General features: G+C 47.3%; 16 protein-coding genes. 3 read left to right on the top strand and 13 right to left on the bottom strand.

Annotation, left to right across the window (positions count from 1 at the left end; all coding sequences use genetic code 11):
• Positions 1–13: 13 nt before the first annotated feature.
• From ACNI23_RS00080 to ACNI23_RS00065, 4 genes are all read right to left on the bottom strand, one after another.
• Complete coding sequence (locus ACNI23_RS00080; protein WP_420245939.1) at positions 14–1,066, bottom strand: potassium channel family protein; 1,053 nt, start codon at positions 1,064–1,066, stop codon at positions 14–16.
• Positions 1,067–1,135: 69 nt separating this feature from the next.
• Positions 1,136–1,780: a LysE family translocator gene (locus tag ACNI23_RS00075; RefSeq protein ID WP_420245937.1), complete on the bottom strand. Its 645-nt coding sequence runs from the start codon at positions 1,778–1,780 to the stop codon at positions 1,136–1,138.
• Positions 1,781–1,857: 77 nt separating this feature from the next.
• Complete coding sequence (locus ACNI23_RS00070) at positions 1,858–2,781, bottom strand: LysR family transcriptional regulator (RefSeq protein ID WP_420245935.1); 924 nt, start codon at positions 2,779–2,781, stop codon at positions 1,858–1,860.
• Positions 2,782–2,797: 16 nt separating this feature from the next.
• Entirely contained in the window at positions 2,798–4,531 is a 1,734-nt protein-coding gene (locus ACNI23_RS00065) for a bacteriohemerythrin (RefSeq protein WP_420245933.1), read from the bottom strand.
• An 813-nt stretch (positions 4,532–5,344) separates the two neighbouring features.
• On the opposite strand from ACNI23_RS00065, the gene ACNI23_RS00060 reads away from it, so the two are divergent.
• The gene (locus ACNI23_RS00060; protein ID WP_420245932.1) at positions 5,345–7,000 is read left to right on the top strand and encodes a putative bifunctional diguanylate cyclase/phosphodiesterase; all 1,656 of its coding nucleotides are present in this window, start codon (positions 5,345–5,347) and stop codon (positions 6,998–7,000) included.
• Positions 7,001–7,283: 283 nt separating this feature from the next.
• Here ACNI23_RS00060 and ACNI23_RS00055 read toward each other — a convergent pair whose 3' ends face one another.
• From ACNI23_RS00055 to ACNI23_RS00020, 8 genes are all read right to left on the bottom strand, one after another.
• Positions 7,284–8,330 (bottom strand): FAD:protein FMN transferase, encoded by a 1,047-nt coding sequence (locus ACNI23_RS00055; protein ID WP_420245930.1) that lies wholly within the window; start codon positions 8,328–8,330, stop codon positions 7,284–7,286.
• Between the two features lie 12 nt (positions 8,331–8,342).
• Complete coding sequence (locus tag ACNI23_RS00050; protein WP_420245928.1) at positions 8,343–10,457, bottom strand: FAD-dependent oxidoreductase; 2,115 nt, start codon at positions 10,455–10,457, stop codon at positions 8,343–8,345.
• A 27-nt stretch (positions 10,458–10,484) separates the two neighbouring features.
• Positions 10,485–11,060 carry an electron transport complex protein RnfA gene (locus tag ACNI23_RS00045; protein ID WP_420245927.1) on the bottom strand — a complete coding sequence of 192 codons (576 nt, stop codon included), beginning with the start codon at positions 11,058–11,060 and terminating at the stop codon, positions 10,485–10,487.
• 14 nt (positions 11,061–11,074) lie between these two features.
• Positions 11,075–11,761 carry an electron transport complex subunit RsxE gene (gene rsxE, locus ACNI23_RS00040; RefSeq protein WP_420245926.1) on the bottom strand — a complete coding sequence of 229 codons (687 nt, stop codon included), beginning with the start codon at positions 11,759–11,761 and terminating at the stop codon, positions 11,075–11,077.
• A 9-nt stretch (positions 11,762–11,770) separates the two neighbouring features.
• The gene (rnfG, locus tag ACNI23_RS00035; protein WP_015850806.1) at positions 11,771–12,340 is read right to left on the bottom strand and encodes an RnfABCDGE type electron transport complex subunit G; all 570 of its coding nucleotides are present in this window, start codon (positions 12,338–12,340) and stop codon (positions 11,771–11,773) included.
• Positions 12,341–12,343: 3 nt separating this feature from the next.
• Positions 12,344–13,315 carry an RnfABCDGE type electron transport complex subunit D gene (locus tag ACNI23_RS00030; RefSeq protein ID WP_420245924.1) on the bottom strand — a complete coding sequence of 324 codons (972 nt, stop codon included), beginning with the start codon at positions 13,313–13,315 and terminating at the stop codon, positions 12,344–12,346.
• A 160-nt stretch (positions 13,316–13,475) separates the two neighbouring features.
• Positions 13,476–14,621 (bottom strand): 4Fe-4S dicluster domain-containing protein, encoded by a 1,146-nt coding sequence (locus tag ACNI23_RS00025; RefSeq protein ID WP_420245923.1) that lies wholly within the window; start codon positions 14,619–14,621, stop codon positions 13,476–13,478.
• Between the two features lie 5 nt (positions 14,622–14,626).
• A complete protein-coding gene (locus ACNI23_RS00020; RefSeq protein ID WP_420245922.1) occupies positions 14,627–15,103 on the bottom strand; it encodes a cytochrome c3 family protein in 477 nt (158 codons plus the stop codon).
• 855 nt (positions 15,104–15,958) lie between these two features.
• On the opposite strand from ACNI23_RS00020, the gene ACNI23_RS00015 reads away from it, so the two are divergent.
• Together ACNI23_RS00015 and ACNI23_RS00010 are read left to right on the top strand one after the other, a co-directional pair.
• The gene (locus ACNI23_RS00015) at positions 15,959–16,306 is read left to right on the top strand and encodes an antibiotic biosynthesis monooxygenase family protein (RefSeq protein ID WP_420245920.1); all 348 of its coding nucleotides are present in this window, start codon (positions 15,959–15,961) and stop codon (positions 16,304–16,306) included.
• A gap of 211 nt (positions 16,307–16,517) precedes the next feature.
• Positions 16,518–18,545 (top strand): methyl-accepting chemotaxis protein, encoded by a 2,028-nt coding sequence (locus ACNI23_RS00010; protein ID WP_420245918.1) that lies wholly within the window; start codon positions 16,518–16,520, stop codon positions 18,543–18,545.
• A 34-nt stretch (positions 18,546–18,579) separates the two neighbouring features.
• Here ACNI23_RS00010 and ACNI23_RS00005 read toward each other — a convergent pair whose 3' ends face one another.
• Positions 18,580–20,469, bottom strand: coding sequence for a diguanylate cyclase (locus ACNI23_RS00005; protein WP_420250543.1), 1,890 nt, complete (start codon positions 20,467–20,469; stop codon positions 18,580–18,582).
• Positions 20,470–20,550 lie beyond the last annotated feature (81 nt).

Raw genomic sequence — 20,550 nt, 5'->3', positions numbered from 1 at the left:
GCCAAAAACAGAACTACTCTGCGTAATAAAGACCCTCGGAACAACCGAAAGCATCATTCAAGCGCTCAATACTGCGCCCTGAAGTTAATACGATCAGATAATCCCCGGAACTGACCCTTAAGGAAAACGGTGGCAGTTTGTTCAACTCATGCCCCTGCCCTCTATCCTGACTGACTCCGATGGCCAAGACATTGAAGGATTCGCGCAGTTCTTCAAAGATATCTCCATAATTCTGACCGTCAAATCTGCTGCCTTCCTTGATGAAATACTGCTGAACATCATAGTCCTGATTACCGGAAGCCGAAGAAAGAAGATCCTCATTGAACAAAGCTACGCTGGGTTCAAAGATATAACTCGCTACAATCTTGGATGAAATATCGTTGCGACAGATGGTGAAATTGACTCCGGCACTGGTAAAAGTTTCCTTCAACTCGGAATTATCGATGGTTGCAACAAAAGATAGATGGGGATGGTACTTCTTGGCATTAAGTACGAAGACAAGATTCTTGGTGTCATCGTCAAGGTTAGGCATAAGTGAGACGGCCTCGGCGGCATTGGCTTTCTTCAGACACTCGCGGCAATTCATATCCGAAAAAATCACAAAAACCTGCTTCCTAGAAAAGCTTTCGTAAATAAAATCAATGTGATCTTTGTTATCCGTGACAATACATACCTTTTTACCGGCATGAACAAGCTGGGTCACCACATCTTCCGAGAATTCATTCCAGCCGACAATTATCACATGGTTGCTAAAACCAGTTCCGTCAAAACCCATTTTACGTCTCTCCGCCAAAGCCTGAATATGTTCGGTAAGCCTTCCGATGAAATAGCCGAGTATGCCGACACTGCCCAGCACCATAACCATGGAAACCATCTTTCCTACAACGGACGTGGGATAATGGTCCCCGTAACCGATAGTAGTCAGGGTCACCAGCGAATACCAGAAAGCATCAAAAATGGTTCTGATATTGGAATTCTCACAGGTTGATTCAAAATGATAGATGAGCAGGATAGTGGCAAGATATCCCAGCAGTGCCGCCCAAAAAAAGTAAGTACCCTTTTTCATGCCTGATTTTTAGCATTTTAAAGGGCACATAACAATGATGGTAAAGCTGAAAACAAAAATCAGAATCTATCAGCTGACGAAAATAAGACCGCCCAGTAGAAAAAGGATAGCTCCGGTCACCTTATTGATGATACCGACATGCCTACCGTAGATACGCTGCACAACGGCAGTATTCAGGAACACCACGAACAAGCCCCATCCGACAAAAGCTTCCAGTACAATAACCGATCCGTAAACCGCCTTTTCGCCGAGTCCGGCTCCCGCCCCCACCAACTGCATGAATATGCTGAGAATGAACAGGGTTACCTTAGGGTTAAGCAGATTACAGAATAAACCATCCTTTAACCCCTGCATGAAACTAGCCCCGGCAGGACATTCGGCTGTTCCATTCAGTTCCAGACCGGAACGGTCAGTAAAACAGCGATAACCGATATAAAGCAGATAAACGGCCCCGACATAGCGCAAGAGACTGTAAATAAAGGGATTACTTTTTAGCACAATGGCCAGTCCCAATACAGAGAGACTGACGTGGAAAGTCAACCCCAAGCAGACCCCGAGTACACAGCCGTAAGCAGCATGGGAACAACGCAATAATCCACGCTTATCATCAGCCGTGCCGCATCCTGCGTGGTGGATGAGGAGCATCATATCCGGACCGGGACTCATGCGGGCTAAAAAGCAAATTGTCAGCAGGGTAAAGACTGTTTCAAGCATTACTATCTCCTTGGCGATAGTACTTACCCGCGGATAATCATAATTTGAAATCATAATTAATCATACGAGACATGACTTCAAATCATATCCGGTACCCCGGAAGCCGGGAGCAAACGGATCTCTTTCATCAAACATTCCCTGAACCAGATATGAGCGGAATCGGCGTTACGGCAGGAATGCCAGAAGAGTGAATATTCGAACTCAGGGAGTTCAAAAGGAAGTTCCACGACACTTAAACCATAGCGAAAGCTAAGATTATGAGCGATATGTGCGGGAATCGTGAGCAGCAGGTCAGAACGTTTGACGACTTCCAGCACAGAACCGTATAGCGGCGCTGAAAAAGTGATCCTGCGGGTCCTCCCCTGCTGCATCAAATAATTATCAACCGGGCGTATCTTATCCCCGGTTCCGGTGACAGCCGCATGCAGTGCCTCACAATACTCATCAAGATTAAACCCTTCCCGTAGCGGATGGCCGGCACGCATACAACATTTAAACCGGTCACGCCCAATGGTCGCGTGCTCAAGACCGGACATGGACTCCTCCATGATGCAGGACACAAAATCAAGCGAACGGTCAGCAAGCCGCTCAAAATCCCCACTACCCATGGTGGAGACTTCCACCCGAATATGCGGGGCCTCATCATGCATATTCGTAAGGGCGTCGGGAATGACCTGCTCAGCCACATAGTCGGTGGTGGCAATACGGAATAAACTTGTACAGGTGGCAGGGGTGAAACTTTCCCCCTCGACCATACTGTGAATTTCAGCAAGTACCGCATCCACCCGCCTGCGCAATTCCAAAGCCCGTTCAGTCAGGACCAAAGAATTACCAACCCGCACCAGAAGCGGGTCAGCAAAAATTTCACGCAACTGCGCCAGATTGCGGCTCATGGCCGACTGGGTAACATTAAGCCGTTTTGCTGCACGGGTAACATTAGCTTCATCCAGCAAAGCCTTGAGCGCACTGATAAGGTTCAGGTTTATTGAGGAAAGCAGCATAATCCCCCTTGTGAACTTAACGAACTCCGCGACTGTTCAGGAATGAGGTGTACTTCCGGTCTTCACCCTGGATATGCTCTATCAACCAGTCCTTAAGGAAATGCATGACATCCATGGTTACCTTGGCCTTACCGCTAAGTAATGCTGATTCAAATTCAAGGACCTGATTGACGAATTTTTCATGTAACTCCTTATGTGCCGGAGTCTGAGGATAGCCAAAACGGTCAAAAAGTTTTTCTTCAGTGCTGAAATGGTCCACTGTATAGTTCTTAAGCTCTTCTACCAATTTCTTCATGACAGTATCTGATGCGCGGTCACGCATTGCCTTGTGCAATCCGTTGATCATGCCGACAAGCTTCTTGTGCTGTACATCAATAGACTTGATGCCGACCGAATAAGCAGTGTCACTCCAGGTAACAAGGTCATTACCGGATGCAGAGGCAAGGTCTCCCTGAGCCATTCCATTAATCAAAGTATCCAGCTCCTGAACAAGACTTGAAACCTCAATGAGGATGCTACGGGCCTCGCCCATTTCCTCTGCAGTTTCCTGTGCAACCTGAGTAACGTCGGAAACAGCATTGTTGATTTCTTCACTGGTGGCTGACTGCTCTTCAGAAGCAGTAGCAATGGATTCAACCTGCTCGGAAGTGGACTCAATTATGGTTACGATTTCCTGCATGTACTTACCGGATTCCACCGCGGTTTCAGTACCTGCGACAATATCGGCTGCAGCGCGATCTACAGAAGCCACGTTTGTTTTGGCATGTTCCTGAATATCGGTAATGGCGTCACCGACTTCTTTGGTGGCTTCCATAGTTTTTTCAGCCAGCTTGCGGACCTCGTCGGCAACAACAGCAAATCCGCGTCCAGCCTCGCCTGCCCTCGCAGCTTCAATAGCAGCATTCAGGGCCAGAAGGTTGGTCTGGTCTGCAATGTCGTTGATTACGTTAATGACGCGATCAATATTTTCTGCGCGCTCCCCAAGCTGCCCCATGGTCTGCTTAAGTGAAAGGACTTCGTCCTCAACCTTTTTGATAGCATCAACGGCATCATTAACACCACGAGCCCCGGTTGCTGCATTTTCACGTGACTGATCAGCGTTCCCCGCGGCAAGCGAGGCATTACGGGCGACTTCAGCCACAGTGGAGTTCATCTCCTCCATGGCGGTAGCGGTTTCAGTCATGCGGTCACGCTGGACCTCGACACCTTCACCGACCTTTTCAATACGCTCACTCAAATCATTGATGCCTGAGAAAATACGTTCGGAAGAATTACCGGCCTTGTCAGCGGCCTTTCGCATGGAAGCAATAAGCTTTTGAGTCTGCTCTTCCTTATCGCGGCTGCTTTGTAATGCTGCTTCAATTTCGATATTTTTCAGGCGCGCCTCCTCGCTCAGGGATTCGGCTCTCTTGTTGGCTTCCTCAAGGCTGGCGACCATTGCACACACGGCCACCTTAAGCTCTTCCAATTCATGCATATAAAAGCCGGAACACTCATCGTTAGCCTTCCCTTTCTGCACATCAACTGCAAAATCGCGCAGATTTTCAATGGGTGAAATCACATTGCGACTGATGCTGTATACAATGAAAATTGTAAACACCAGACTCACAGCTATGCCGCACAACAGGACAGTTGAAGACATCGACCCAAAAACAAAATCAGGGCTGAAGGCAAAAAGGATAAGGGCGATAATAGCCGGGATAAAACCAAGAACAAAAGCTGACAGCTTCAATCGAGAAGAAATATTCATAAATTGTAACCTTTTATTTATATATGAATCCAATTAAGTATGTGTGAAATAACACTGACGTATTAAAAAAGAAAATTATTTTCTGTGACGATTTTTCTTTAATTCAGTTAAGGACTCACATTTAATAAGAACGATTACTATTTATGTCTACGTTTTAAATTAAATAATAATGACCACTCACCCGCTGTGTAAACATGACTTACGAGGGCGATATCGGCTGAAGGAAACATTCGTAATTCTGCATATCTGACCGCTGAAACAGAACAAATCTTCTCTTTAAATAATGCGGCAAGCACCCCTCTCCCATCTAAAATTACCGGAAGATCAACTCAAAAAGTAGCATGATCCAACAGACTCTTGGAGTCTGGGAATGTGTATAAATCATTTCAGGAGCAAACCGGACTTGAACGGAAGAAGAGCAATTCTGGCTAGAAATTTACAATAGCTCATTATCTGCACATAATACGAAAGATCTTTTGCAGCGCTAATTTTCGCCAACCTTTAAAAAAGTTTTTATTGGCTGGCATAACTCAATCTAATACCACCAATACACGCAAAGACATCTGCCTTACCAATCCAGTTTGAAATAAAGCCGGTATTAATTTAATCGAGTCCCATCGCCTAAAGCATCCCGACTCCATATTCAATCGCAAGTATGCACGAAGAACATAGTGGACTTCTGATGGAAGTCATGGCGGAAAGTAGAAAATAAACAACAAGCAAGGTAGCTTTATAAATTTGTATTGCTAAAGTTCAAAGACAAGCCATAAAACCTCTAATTGACACAAGTATGTACTAATTTTAAATTAACTCATGCATATATTAAAAGACCCCGAATCATCTTTCTTTTACGCCTGTATTCTTTCAGGGCTGACAATACTTCTATTCGGTATTTCTTTTTATTTCAGACAGCTTCTCTCCCTGCGCAAACAGGAACCGTCACTGTACAGGCAAACGCGGAAGAGCTTCCATGTTCTCATTGGACTTATAAGCTCTTTTCTTGCGGGATATTCTGCCGTCATTGTTGCCATTACTTTCCATTACGAAATTGATTTCAATTCAATTTTCGGCCCGATATTATTTCTCGGTTCATTATTTGTTCTGGCTACAGCTTACCTGACACTGAACATGTTCAAAAAACTTTTGGAGTCGCGAAATGCTTTAAAAAGTCAGGCATACCACGACTACATGACGAAGCTGCCAAACCGGAGAATGCTTACCAACCAATTGAATGCATATCTTGTGCAGAGTAGAAAATCAGACCTTCAATTCAGCGTCTTTTTTCTCGATCTTCTAAATTTCAAAAAAGTAAACGACAGCTTCGGCCATCACATCGGTGATCAAATTCTCATTCAATTTGCAGAAAGACTCATCGAAGCTGTTAACCCGGAAGCCCTTGTTTGCAGACTTGGGGGCGACGATTTCATCATTCTCGAAAAGAATGTCTCAGCCAATAAAAGCATACTTAAATTACGCAAGTTACGTGAAAACATACTGCATCCCTTTGAAATAGACGGCCTGCACTTCAGCCTTGATATAAGCTTCGGCATTTATGCATATAACAGTCAGGATAAAGTCACTGCGGATGATATATTAAACCGTGCAAATATTGCCATGCGCCGCTCAAAACAGCGTGGTAACAATGTCGTGAGCATTTTTACCAAGAAAATGCTCAACCAGACACACGATATTTTAAAATTCGAGAACAGCTTTAGAACCGCATTGCAGGAAGACCAGTTCAAGCTGGTTTTTCAACCCCAGTTCAGAATACAGGACGGAATAAAACTTTCAGGTTTTGAGGCACTTGTCCGCTGGCACCACCCTGACCGTGGAATGGTCAGCCCGGCTGAATTTATCCCCTTAGCAGAAGAGACTGGGCTGATAGTCGAGCTTGATCGCTTAGTAATGAAGAAAGCATGCACTATGTGGTCTGAATGCCTCGAACTTTCAGGCGCCTGCGAAAACCTGCATATTTCCATAAACCTCAGCGCCAAGCACATCACGGAATCATCCATGGTACGCTATATTGAAGAGACCATCAAAAAATATAATATTCCTTTACAGTCACTTTATCTGGAACTGACTGAATCTGCATTTGTTAATGATCCCGAACTGGCAGCAGCACGACTCAAATCTCTTAGTAAAATGGGCGTTCATTGTGCCATCGACGACTTCGGAACTGGATATTCATCACTGGCATACCTGAACAACTTCCCTGCCCGGAGCGTCAAAATTGACCGCACTTTCATCATGGGAATCGAGCCCGGAAATGATTGCACAAAACTATTGGAATCAATCATCAAACTGGCTCACGGGTTGAATATGGAAGCTGTTGCAGAAGGAGTTGAGACTGAGCAGCAACTGGAAATCCTAAAAGAACTGAACTGCGACACCGTGCAAGGTTTTTACCTGGGAAGACCGATGCCCAAAGAAGAAGCCCAGAAACTTATTTCAGACTATAAAAAATAAACGAGCCGGAAGAGTGAGCTTCCGGCCCGTTTGGCTTTCATGGGGGACAAGGTGTATCCCATGTATGAGGACGTCGTATTCCGGATTACTGCGTTGTTGCCCTGAACAGCAACGGATCACATCCCAAAATATGCTCTATTTATTTTGAGGAAAAATTAATTTTTTCATATCAAATTCATATACACGAGTTTGATATATGCGCCGCACCGTCCCTACAGTGTGCCGGGAACCTTCATTTAGGAGGTTTTCAGTCCCCGACATCCGGAACAGACTTTATATTGAATTAAATCCCGACCTTCGCTTCCCAATTACGGGAATGCAATTTTGCCCCGGATGAACGGGAGATCAGGCATTCGCTTTGTTTCTGCGCGCTGATGAAACTAATCGCTTCCTTGGGATTCATAACGAATGCCGCAGTGGAAAGAGCATCAGCTTCCATCACCGTGGGGGCCACAACCGAAAGACTGACACCCTGACACGATGAAATTGCATTTTTGAAGTTTGGTATGTGGTAATGGGCTCGTTCGGCATCAAAGTAGAATTCACAGCCGCCGGAAGTTGATACCGCAGCATTCTTAAGCCTGATTACCGCAGTAGCCCCTCCCTTGCCGGAAAGGTCCTCAAGGGCGACAATCCAAGGCTGTCCCGGTGAACGTTCACCACCTGCGCGGATATCTCCACCTGCGATGATCAGATGGTTCTCCACTCCATTCGCTGCCAGTATATCCGAAGCCCTGTCTACAATGTAGCCCCTGCCGAGACCATCCAAGGTCACTGACATGGATCTTTTGCTGAAACTGATTCCGTTTTTGCAAACATTAACGGAATTAGCCCCCACAAGTCCCAGTGCATCATCAAAATCGCTCTGGCTAAGCATCAACCGACCCTTGGGATCTCTATTCTTTTGCAACATTTCCAAAACAGGAAGTACGGTTGCATCAAATGTCCCACTGGAGAGGTGATAGTACGCCTGAGCTTTCCCCATTACTTCATAGAGTTCGGGAGAAACGTCGTTCAGTTTTCCGGTTGCATTAAGATGGGAAACCGGAGTTCCGGAACGGTGACGGTCAAAGATAGCGGAAAGACGCTCTATTTCGAGAAAAGCCAGTTCTGCGGCATGATGAGCCGCATCCTTGGACAGATGCAAAGCGACGATGCTTACTTCCGTCCCCATAAGGGATCGGGTTGCAGTATACTTGTGCCGCCGGTCACCGATCCGCAAGGTGTCCGCCAGTTTCATTGCCGCACCGAGAGGATGGGCAATGAGCGCTGCCTTGGAGCCGATGTCACCAAATGATTTGACGAATGAACGCCTGACCGCATTTTCCATGACCTAAGTCCCCTACTCCTTGCCCAGTTCGCTGAACTTCTGCACGTCGGAATCCTGTGCGTATTCCGCACCGGCTTCAGCATCGTAGCAGGTCAGGCCGCAACGCAGGCAGCGACTGCCTTCCTTACGGGCTGCTTCATAAACGATGGAGCCTTTAACTTCTTCCTTGAATGTGGACTTACGCTCTTCAACTGTGATCTCGGGAACCTTGATTCTCGGGATGGTGTAGGTAACGTCCATATTTTTGAGAATGGATTCCGGAATAACGCGAAGCTGCGGGTTCTTGGGCTCGGGAATCTCACCTTCGGTAACGAAGTGATGGATTCCGCGGGCTGCCATACGTCCGTCAGCAACTGCCTGAATAATGATAGAGCGACCGGTATGCAGCTCACCACCTACGAAAACGTTAGGCATGCTGGTCTGCATGGAGGTCTTGTCACAATCGATACCGCCGGTTTTCTTGTTGATTTTGAAGGGAATATTTCCTTCAGCATCAGTGAACGGGGTCATATCGGGCACACGGTCTGTGGCGATGACAACCAGATCGGCATCAATGGTCTGCTCAGTACCTTCAACAGGCAGAGGTTCGCCAAGGGCCTTCTTGGGGTCCTTGTACTGAACTTCAATATATTCAACGCCGCTGACCTTGCCGTTTTCAGCAATGAAACGGGTAGGCTTGGTCAGGAAGAGAAGTTCACTTCCCAGCTCAGTAGCGCGTTTAACTTCATTCTTGTTTGCGGACATCTTACGCTGGATGCAACCGACCAGAGAAGTCACATTGCAGTCCAGACGTGCTGCACTGCGCACAACGTCCATAGCGGTGTTGGTGTCGCCGATAACAACAACCTTCTTGCCTTTGAGGTCGGTGATGGACTTGCCGACTTTCTCAAGGAAAGTAACCGCATCCATAACGCCTACAGCGTCAGAGTTCTCAAGCTTGAGAGCAGGAACTTTCCAGGCACCGGTTGCGATGAATACAGCTTCAAAGCCGTCAAGTTCAAGAGTTTCGAAAGTGATGTCCTTACCGAACTCAACGCCGTTCTTAACTTCAACGCCGAGGTCGAGAATGGTCTGAACTTCCCAGTCAACAACCTTGGAAGGCAGACGGTATTCAGGGATAACACCCTTCATCATACCACCGGTCTGCTCACGTTTTTCAAAGATCACAGGCTCGTGACCGATGCGGCGCAGGAAGTAAGCTGCGGAAAGACCTGCAGGACCTGCACCGATGATAGCCACTTTATGGCCGGACGGCGGGTTGCAGTTCAGGTTTACACGGGAACCGGAGTTCATTTCCCAGTCAGCTACGAAACGGTGCAGAGTGTGGATAGCCACACCATCATCAGCGATATTACGACGGCAGATGGTTTCGCAGGGTGCCGGACAAAGACGGCCCACAGCCAGCGGCAGCGGGTTGCGTTCTTTCATGGTCAGCAATGCGCCGCGCATGTCGCCGTTTTTCATCTGGTTGATATAGGTACGAACATCGATCTGAGCCGGGCATTTCTGCATGCAGGGAGCCAGACAATCGTCGATTTTGTTGAGATGGAGCAGGTCCATGGTCATACCACTCACGCGGATAGCTCCGGTTGGGCAGACTTCTGCGCACTTACCGCAGGAAACACAAGCGTTCATATCAACAACAGGCACGCCGTCTTCGTTAAGGCGGATGGCATCAAAGCCGCAGACCTTTACGCAGGAACCGAGACCGAGACAACCGAGACCGCAGGATTTCTCACCACCGTAAAGCAGTGCTTCAGCGCGGCAGTCTTCAACGCCTTCGTAATCGAAGAGCAAATTTGCACGGGAACCACCGGTGCAGATGTTGTTAGCAACCTTGGGTTCCTTGAAACTGGCTTCAAGGCCCATGATAGCGGCAATGTTTTCAGCAATCTCAGGACCACCTGCAACGCAGATCTCGGGAGCGGCTTCACCTTTTACAATTGCGCCTGCTGCTGCACCGCAACCGGGGTAACCGCAACCACCGCAGTTGGCGCCGGGGAAACACCCTTCGACTTCGGCAATGCGAGGATCTTCCTCAACATGCAGAACCTTGGATGCGGCAGCCAGAATAGCTGCGGCAGTAAGTCCGAGCAGGAATAGGACCAGTATAGAAGAAGTAACCATAACTAAATATTCTCCTTACTTAACCTGTTAGGCAACCATGCCCTTAAAGGCGAAAAAGATCATGGACATGATTCCGGCGGTAATCAGAGCGATAGGCACGCCTCTGAAAACATGGGGAACCGGAGCAACGTCAAGACGTTCACGAATGGACGAAATAATGACCAGCGCGACGAGGAAACCGATACCGGAAGCCAGACCGTAGGCCATGGACTTGATAAAAGAGTAACCGTTACGCTGAACCATGATCGCCACACCGAGTACTGCACAGTTGGTGGTGATCAGAGGCAGGAAGAGGCCCAGAGACTTGTACAGGGGCGGGATGACCTTTTTGAGGAACATCTCAACAAACTGTACCAGTGATGCAATGACCAGAATAAAGACAATGGTCTGCAGGTACTCAAGTCCGTGAGGAATGAGCACATACTGATGCAGGGGCCAGGTAATGGCTGTCGCCATCAGAGTAACAAATATTACCGCTCCACCCATTCCGAGAGCAACATCGGAGGACTTGGAGGTTCCCATGAAGGGACATGCGCCAAGGTACTGAACCAGTACGATGTTGTTGATGAAAATGGCGGAGATAAAAAGCAGAAAGTATTCCATTTTAACGCTCTCCCCTATTTATCCTTAAGGTCTTGAATGCCGCCGCAGGCACCGCAGTGCGCGCAGCCGGAGTTCATTACATCAGGCACGGTCTCGCCCTTCTTGCGGCTCTGATACCTGTTGAAGGCGTTCATGCCCGCGAGGATGACGCCGAGGCCGACAAAAGCACCGGGAGCCATGATCATGAATTCAGCAGGCTTGAAGCTTTCCCACATAACCGGGACACCGAACACTGTTCCGGCACCGATGACTTCACGGATGGCACCGAGAAAAGTCAGGGAGGCGGCAAAACCGATCCCCATGCCAAGAGCGTCGGCAATGGAGAGGATCACACCGTTCTTGGAAGCAAATGCTTCGGCTCGACCGAGGATCAGACAGTTAACAACAATAAGCGGAACGAAGATACCCAGCTTCTGATAAAGCGGATATGCATACGCCTGCATAAGCAGCTCAACCGTAACAACAAGTGAAGCGGTGATAACGATAAAGCAGGCAATACGTACTTTCGCAGGTATAATTTTCCTGATGCTGGAAATGATCAGGTTGGACATGGTCAATACAAAGATGACCGCCATTCCCATGCCGAGACCGTTCTCAGCAGAGGAGGTAACAGCCAGTACGGGACAGAGTCCCAGCAGCACCCTGAACGGAGGAAGCTCGTCCCAGAGTCCTTTTGCAAATTCTTTTACTAAACGGCTCATGGTGTCTCCTTAAGAGTTCTTCCAGATGTTGGTGATCTCAGGCTTGATGGACTGATAAACCTCAATGGCCTTGCGAACTGCATCGACAGTACCCACAGAGGAGTAAGTAGCACCGGCGATGGAATCAATATCGCCGCCCTTGGCTGAGACCTGCATGGAATCGAGTCCGTGACCTTTAAACTTATCAGTAAAGGACGGTTTCATGATCTTGTCGCCGAGACCGGGAGTTTCAGTCTGGGTGGTGATGCCGATGCCGAGCAGCTCGTCATTGTCGACATCAAATCCGACCATAACTCCGATGTCACCGGAATAACCGGGAGCAAAGGCTTCAAGAGCGATACCGACCAGCTTGCCGTCCTTCATGGCCGGGAAGACAGTCACATCTTTTATTTTCACACGTTCCTTGATGGGATCGTTGTCACGATTTTCAAGTACGGAGAGCAATGCAGGGCCCTGTACATAAGTAAGAACCTGCTGTTCAATCTGAGTTTTAGTGGCCTGCTTAAGGTTTACCAGCACCGCACCGGAAGTGGCGCAGATGATGGAGAGGACCACGAGCATGTGAAGTATTTCGCGCATGACTTACTTGCCTCCGAAAGGTTTGGGACGTACGCGGTCCAGCAGGGGGGTAAGCAGGTTTGCCACCATGATGGCAAAAGGCACGCCGTCAGGATAGATGCCGTAAACCCGGATAATGACAACCATGGTCCCGGCAATGAGTCCGAAAAGAATCTGCGGAATCATGCCCACCGGGCTGGAAGCAACATCGGGAGCGAGAAAGAATGCTCCGAACATTACTGATCCGGTCAACAGATGGAAAAGCGGGTTGGCGTAAACCTCAGGATCAATCATCCAGAAAATGGAAGCGGTAACAGTCACACCCACGAGGAATGCCGCAGGAATGAATACACGCACCCAGCCGGTAGCGATGAGGAAAATACCACCCGCAAGCACTGCGATAATCTGGGAAGCCCCCAGTCCGCCGAGCTGCTTGCCGAGGAAAAGGTCGGTGTAATTGAACTGCTCAAGAGTATCGAGACCGAAGAACTTGAGCTGGTCCAGAGGCGCGTTGATCATGAAATGTGCAAGGTTCGCGTCAATATCCATGGCAGCAGGCCAGGAAAGGCGACAGAATGCCCAAGCAACCAGAGGCGCACAGATGGGGTTGGAACCGAATCCGCCGAAAACGGTGCGGCCCAAAACGATAGTAAGTACGCCGCCGCAGGCTACCATCCACCAAGGAGCGCCCGCAGGCAGCAGGAAGGCAAAAAGAAGACCTTCATAAAGAGCAGTGTAGTTATCTACATTTACATCCCGTTCCTGCACCTTGAGAAGAAGAGCCTCGGCAAGAACGGCAGCGGTTCCGGCGATACCCACAGTTGCGAGAGCGGGCAGACCGAACATATTGAAAGCCATGAGCAATGCGGGAACCAGAGCCAGAAGATGAGACTGCATCATCTTCTCCACGGTGCGCTTGCTGCGCCAGTGAGGCGCAGGCGAAACCGTGAGTCTGACCGCAATGTCGGACATTGCTTTAATTACTGGAGGAGTCATATTTTAACCCTTGAAACTTGTATGTTTAACCGCAATCCGGATGATCCCTGTATGATTATTCAATCAATATTTAGAATCTGATGATCCCGGGATTAATTGTGCTACCGGAAGCGAAATCAAATCATTTTAGCGCGAAGCGCAACACCTACAACTACAACGACTAAGCCTTCTCACCCTGCCCGCTTGCCAGAAGCTGATCCTTGGCAAATCGGATATACTGCAGGATGGGACGTCTAACCGTACAGTTGAACGAGCAAAGGCCGCATTCAAAACAGCTGTGCAGATGATGCTTTTCAGCCATTTCAAACATCTCATACTCGGCGTAACGGCTGAGCATGTTCGGCTGGATTCTTGCCGGGCAGCTGAGCACACACTCACCGCAGTTGATGCAGGTTGCGTCTTCAATTGAAGGAAAAGTGCCGGCAGGAATTACGAACAAGCCGTAATCACCCTTCTTTACACCTTCATCAAGGCTGTAAACAGCTTCACCGCGGAAAGGACCGTCGAGAACGACCTTGTCACCGGACTTAACTTCAATATCCAGTTCATTGCAGATATGGGCTACGGGAGTTCCGAAAAGCACCCGGTAGTTATTTTCACCGATGGTCATGATGGTATCGGTGATAGGCATACCGGTTTCGTAGACCCTGCCGAGGTTGTAAAGATCCATGACGCTGATCACTTTGGTGTCATCAGGAAATTCCTTTCCGGTGACTTTCTTAACCACAAGAGCGTCGAGGGAGTTGGGATATTTGGGCTTTACAAAGACGCGCTCCGTTCCGGCAAGCTCATATGAAGAACCGGCAGCAACAGCCAGAGTAGTATGCACCGGAGTGATCAGAGACTCAGCAAGGCGCAGGCCCGCTTCAATGGTCTCTTTCTCATCTTTGAGAAGCTGTTCAGCAACAGAGATACCCGGCTCGGGGTTAAGGCCGTTGATGACCAGCTTATCCGCATGAGAAGAAAGAACGGCAACGTTCAGACCGAGTTCCTGAAGAGTGCGCAGCAGATCTTTGCCCGGCCCCATGGACTTTACATCAATGGGTTCAACACTTTCTTCACCGCCGTCAGATTTGATGGTCAGGTGGTGGTAGTTGACTTTGGTAGCCTTCCCGGAAAGCGCCGCACTGCAAGCAGCACCGTATTTCGAAGGACGCTCGGCAAGCAGTTCACCAGCTGCGAGCTTCTGGCCTTTTTTGATCTTCAGAATCTTGTTGCGCATGGAAATATTAAGTTCCGCGGGCGCAGTGATGTCGGAAATGGTCTTCTGGACATCGGATTCAAGGGAATAATGTATTTTAAGCATGAGACCTACCTCGCATGGCAATCGTAACAGGAATCTTCACCGTAGGGGCCTCCGTCACTCTCGTGACAGTCCATACACTGAGCGTGAAAAGCTTCTGCGCGCAGGGGAATGTTCTCGGTATCAGGCTTGTCTTCTTCAGCAAGAGGACCGGCGGGAACATCATCGTGACAGCGCAAACATGCTTCTTCGCTGGGAAAATTCTTCTGATGTTCAGCCCTGAACTTGGCATCGAAAGCAACCGGATGACAGCTTCCACAAGCGATCGGTCTTTCCTGACCGATGTCGTCATGGTGGCAGTCCGAGCATTCATAGCCATACTCATCAGCATGAACAAAATGAGTAAAAATCACCCTGCCGCCACTGTTGTCCATCACAACACGGGCCGGGTTTTCCTGCACTGCCGGGGGAAAAAGAAACCCGGCAATTGCCGCAACGGACAAGACAGCAACAATTAATGTTATTGGGATATATCTGTTCTTCAACGGATCAATCCTTAATTTAGAAAGATTCAAGATTAAGGCACTAAGGCCGGAAACTACCGATTAGAAGCAAAAACCTATGCACCAATTTGCAGTTTCATCCTCCGGTAAATCTTTAAAAAGTGTATGGAACCCTCACCCCACAGCCTTTAAGAAAGATTCGTCCGCCCCCGCGATTCTTCCTTCCGTAACCTTTTGGGAAAGGCACGCAGTGAAAGAAGAACCGCGAGGACGATTAGTGATTGGTCAATCATTCAGTATCTATTTCGGAGTAACCCTTTTCCAAAAAATACCGTTTCGGTCAAGTAGGGAATACCCCCTTAACCTTAGACCAGAGCCAAAAAACAATTGCCTGAAACCACCGCCACCTGACCAGCAAGTGTCGGAGACAATTGATTATTCATTCAGCTCAGCGAAGTAAGCAAATACTATACCACGATTTTATAAATCCATGTCTGGATAATTATTTTAGGCACTCAATATACTGAAATATTGCAAGTTATCCTGAGAACTCTAATATTGTGAAAAAAATATTATAATTTATTTGCAACTGAATCTTAGATTCGATTTGTGCTTTTTTGCACAATGTCTGAAAAATAAGAGTCCTAAAATTAAGACTGTCTACTTTAAACCACTGATAAAAAGAAGTTTAACATTGTAAACCAGCTCTAAAGAAGGGTCTTTTTTTCAAGACTTTCCGGTATAGAAAAGATAATCTATCATGACATTATTTCATAATTTCAAGACCATAACTCTACCCGGAAAATATTTTGGAAATTACTTGTCTGAAAATACGGAGCAGTGCTAAATCAGCTCTTTTGCAAAGCAACAACGTCAACTTTGATAAGGAATGAACATATGTATGCAGTAATATTTGAAGTTTACCCCAAGGAAGCCGGAAAGCAGGAATATCTCGAGATTGCAACCCAAATAAAATCCTTTCTTGAAAACCGTGAAGGATTTATTTCTATTGAAAGATTTCAGAGCCTTGCAGATGAGGGGAAAGTACTGAGTCTCTCGTTCTGGGAGAATGAAGAAGCAATAGAAATATGGCGAAATCTCCTTGATCATCGCGAGGCTCAGCAGTCAGGAAAAGAAAAACTGTTTAAATCTTATAGGATAAGGGTTGGCAAAATCACACGGGATTATACTGACAATACACGAGAGCAAGCCCCTAAAGACTCAACTGAGTACCTCGCGTCCTAATTTGGTATTATCATTTTTCCACTGATTAAGTGTCAAAGCATGCTTAGATTTTATAATTGATTCTCCTTAGAAAACAACTACAATTCTTTATAGCTTATATAATTATGTCACTATAAGACATAATAAAGTTTGGAGAAAGGCTTAAAAACACCTCTGGGGAGGGAGTGCTTTTAGCTGAAGGGAGAAATGCAATTTATAATCAAAGGGTGTCATGACTTTTTCAATCCGAAACAAAATCGTGTTGATGGCAGTGGTGATTGCTTTAGTGACCGCCACATCAATTTTCCTGACAGTTAACCACTACGTTGCCGAAGGGTTCTCCCATGAATCAATCCGCAACATTTCCACTATGAAGAAAGTTGTCGACCGCCATATTGACAGCTTATCCCAAGGATTTCGAGAGAAAGCAGAATTATTGGCCCGGGATATTGACCTCATTACCGCCATGAAACAAGGAGACTCAGAAGCACTTCAAAAGAAACTCCGTTCTTTGATGGTTGAAACAGAGTCCGAATTCCTGACCCTGACTGATGCAAACGGGATGGTGCTTGGGCGTGCACACGCCAACAGCCTGGGTGACAGTGCTAAAAAACAGGAGACAGTAAGCAAGGCAATGAGCGGAGCTGTCACATCAGGTATAATCAAAGGTAAGGAAATCACTTTTTCACTACGGGCGGCAGCACCCATAAAAGAGAATGGTCAGATAATCGGAACCATCTCCCTTGGGACCTCTCTCTCTGACAAAGACTTTGTTGATGATGTCAAAAAATTCTCCGACCTCGAGGTCACCGTATTCAATGGTGACACCCGGGAAATGACAACTATCATAAAAAATGGTCGTCGGGCGGTAGGCACCAAAATGACCAACCCAGAAGTTACAGCTACCGTAATTGACCGTGGTCAAACTTTCCTTGCCCGAAACAATATCCTTGGCATTGACTACCAGACAGCTTACTGGCCAATCAAATCAGTCAACGGCAAAAATATCGGCATGTGGTTTATCGGAATGCCGATCCAAACCATGATCAAAGCCCAGAATAATGTAAAAATATCTTCCCTGCTGGTCATCGCCGTAATCCTGCCCATCATTATGCTTGCAGCGTGGCTTTACGCCAGAACAATGGCCCGTCCCATAATTGAAGCCACTAAATATGCTACCCGTGTTGCTGCAGGTGAACTTGACCACGTTCTCGAAATCAAAACCCGCGATGAAGTCGGTATACTGGCTAATGACCTGAATGCAATGGTCGTTACTTTAAAAGAAAAGATCAGCGAAGCACAGGAACAGACCCGACACGCAGCAGAAGAAACGGAAAAAGCACAACAGGCCATGCTCGAGGCTGAAGAAGCGCGTAAAGAGGCTGAAAATGCCCGACGCGACGGTATGCATCAGGCTGCACGGGAACTTGAAGACGTCGTTGCCATCATATCAACAGCTTCCGAAGAACTTTCAGCCCAGATTGAACAATCCGCTACCGGTTCAGACATGCAAAGCCAGAGAACAGCGGAGACAGCCACAGCCATGGAACAGATGAATGCTTCTGTTCTTGAAGTCGCCCGCAACTCAGGAGAAGCTTCAACAACTGCCGGTGATGCCAGTACAACCGCTACCAACGGTGCAAACGTCGTCAAGGAAATGGTTGAAGGAATCGGTGTTGTTCAGAATTATTCCGAAGCTCTTGAAAAGGAAATGGAAGAACTTGGTGGCAGTGCGGGTAAAATCGGTCAGATTATCGATGTAATCTCGGATATTGCCGACCAGACCAACCTGCTGGCCCTCAACGCTGCAATTGAAGCTGCCCGTGCGGGTGAAGCAGGACGAGGATTCGCAGTTGTTGCTGACGAAGTCCGCAAACTTGCTGAAAAAACCATGACAGCTACCAATGAAGTTGAGGCGGCTATCTCAGAAATCCAGCGCGGCACGAAAGAAAGTATCAACCAGTGTGCATCCACAGTTAAAGAAATCGGAACAGTTTCAGATATGGCAGAAGATGCCGGGAATTCACTCACTGAAATCCTTTCACTTACCGATGCGGTTTCCGAACAAATTCAGGGAATCGCCGCGGCATGTGAAGAGCAGTCCGCCACTTCAGAGCAAATCAACCGCGCTGTAGATGAGATCAATAATATATCAACCGAGACAAACAGTGCCATGCGCCAGTCGGCGGAAGCTGTTTCCGACCTCGCAGCTCAGGCACACCAACTCAAATCCATTATCGACAATATGAAATCAGCATAAAAATAAGGCCGGTGCGTAAAAACGCACCGGCCCTTTAATTTTCTTTCTTGCAGTAAGAAACGACCCGGTTCCTGCCCTGCTCCTTAGCTTGATACAAACATTTATCGGCATGTTTAAGAGCGATCTCTATGTCTTCGTCTGCACAGACCATAGTCAGCCCTATGCTCACCGTAAGCTTCACAACATGCCTACCTATACGGACTTCCATATCTTCAATTGCCTCACGCAATCTTTCTGCCACCTGAATGGCCGAATCTATACTGCCGTGAACCAATAAAGCTGCAAATTCTTCACCACCAAGTCTTCCAAAGACGTCTGAAGTTCTCAAGGTGTCTATACAGCATTTGACCATCTCCTTAAGAACCACGTCCCCTACACTGTGACCGTAGGTATCGTTAATATTCTTGAAGTGGTCGATATCCAGCATCATGAGATACAACTCTCCGCCATAACGAGTCAGCCGATCCAGCTCGGTTTCCGCCCGGCTCATAAAATGACGCCTGTTGTGTGCACCGGTAAGATAATCAGTGCTAGCCAAACGTTTAACTTCTTCAAGCATTTCTCGTTGCTCGGTAATATCGTGGGCAGTGATACTGACCAGCCTATCGTCACCAACCGCTGAGTCAACAGGATGATAGGTTACTGAGAAAAAACGCTTGCCAAGCAGAGGCAGATCGATCCATGACTCAAATCCTGTTGTCTGACCCGCAAATGCCTTATCAATTAAACTCTTGGAACAATTATCAAAAACTTCTCTTCCGGTAACTTCATATACGAGGCGACCAATAAAAAATTCTTTTGGTTTATCAAATAACCGCACATATGAATCATTAACCATCACATACCGATAATCTGAATCGAGCAGGGAAACCATATCCGGGCTAAGTTCAACAAGCCTCTCGAATTGACGTAACCTTCGCTCAGCCAACCTGCGTTGCTCCACTTCATTTGCCATTTCCGAATTAACCAGTTTTAACTCGCCGAGAGCACGCCGTAACTCCTTGGTACGTTCCTCAACTTTGCCTTCCATTTCTGCGTACGCCTGCCGCAAAGCCTCATCAGCCTGTTTACGACGGACAATATTCCACATACCATCCATCATCAGGCTCAACTGACGCACATCCTCGTCATCATATTCATCTTCCTTATTTCCGACACCGACAAGAAGCACGATTTTCCCGTCATCCAAAAGAGGAACATTCATATGCCTCTTGATTGGCACATGCCCTTTGGGAAGCCCTTTCTTTGCTCCACACGCAGCATAGTCATTGAGAATCATGGGGCGTCTTTGCCTGATAGCCTCTCCCCAGATCCCGACATCTTTCACATGATAGATATCAGGGATTAATTCTACAGAACATTGGGGCATAACTTTTCGAGACCACGCATAGAGCCTGAGTTCTGATTCATCTTCGTTTACAAAATAAATATATCCGATCTCACTTCTGGTAATTCTTACTGCTGCTTCCAAAGCAAAATCATATATCTGGTTATAATCCGCGTCAGCCATACCGGATAACGTGGCAAGAGTTTCAAACCGAATCTCATTCAACTGGGTTTTCTTACGCTCCGAAATATCCCTGACTATCGCAACAAGGACCCGCATCCCTCCCACATCCATCGCGGAAACACTGATGCTGGTAAAAATAGAATTGCCGTCCCGATCCAAGACTTCAGCTTCGAAATCCTTGACTACTTCGCCAGAGGAAAGCAGGTTCATCAACCGTTCCCTGTCTTCGGGATATTTATAATTATCATTAACACTTAAAGGAATTGTACTTTCGTCTACATAACCGAACATTTCAGCTGCACGGGAATTGCCGGCCAATACGACTCCTTCCTCATTTGTGATGACAATAACATCAGGAGAAGATGCAATAAATTTCCTGCACAGACTGTTTTTGGCAAATAAATCCTGAAACAAATCATTTAGATAAAACAACGTCCCCCCCTTCGATTGGCATTAAATGCAGCTATAAGCATGCACCCCACTAAACTTATTTGA

Origin of the sequence: Maridesulfovibrio pacificus (SeqCode) (assembly GCF_048612815.1) — a bacterium.
GTDB classification, from domain to species: domain Bacteria; phylum Desulfobacterota; class Desulfovibrionia; order Desulfovibrionales; family Desulfovibrionaceae; genus Maridesulfovibrio; species Maridesulfovibrio pacificus.
Note: the sequence above shows the minus strand (reverse complement) of the source record. Positions and strands in the feature narration are given on the sequence as shown.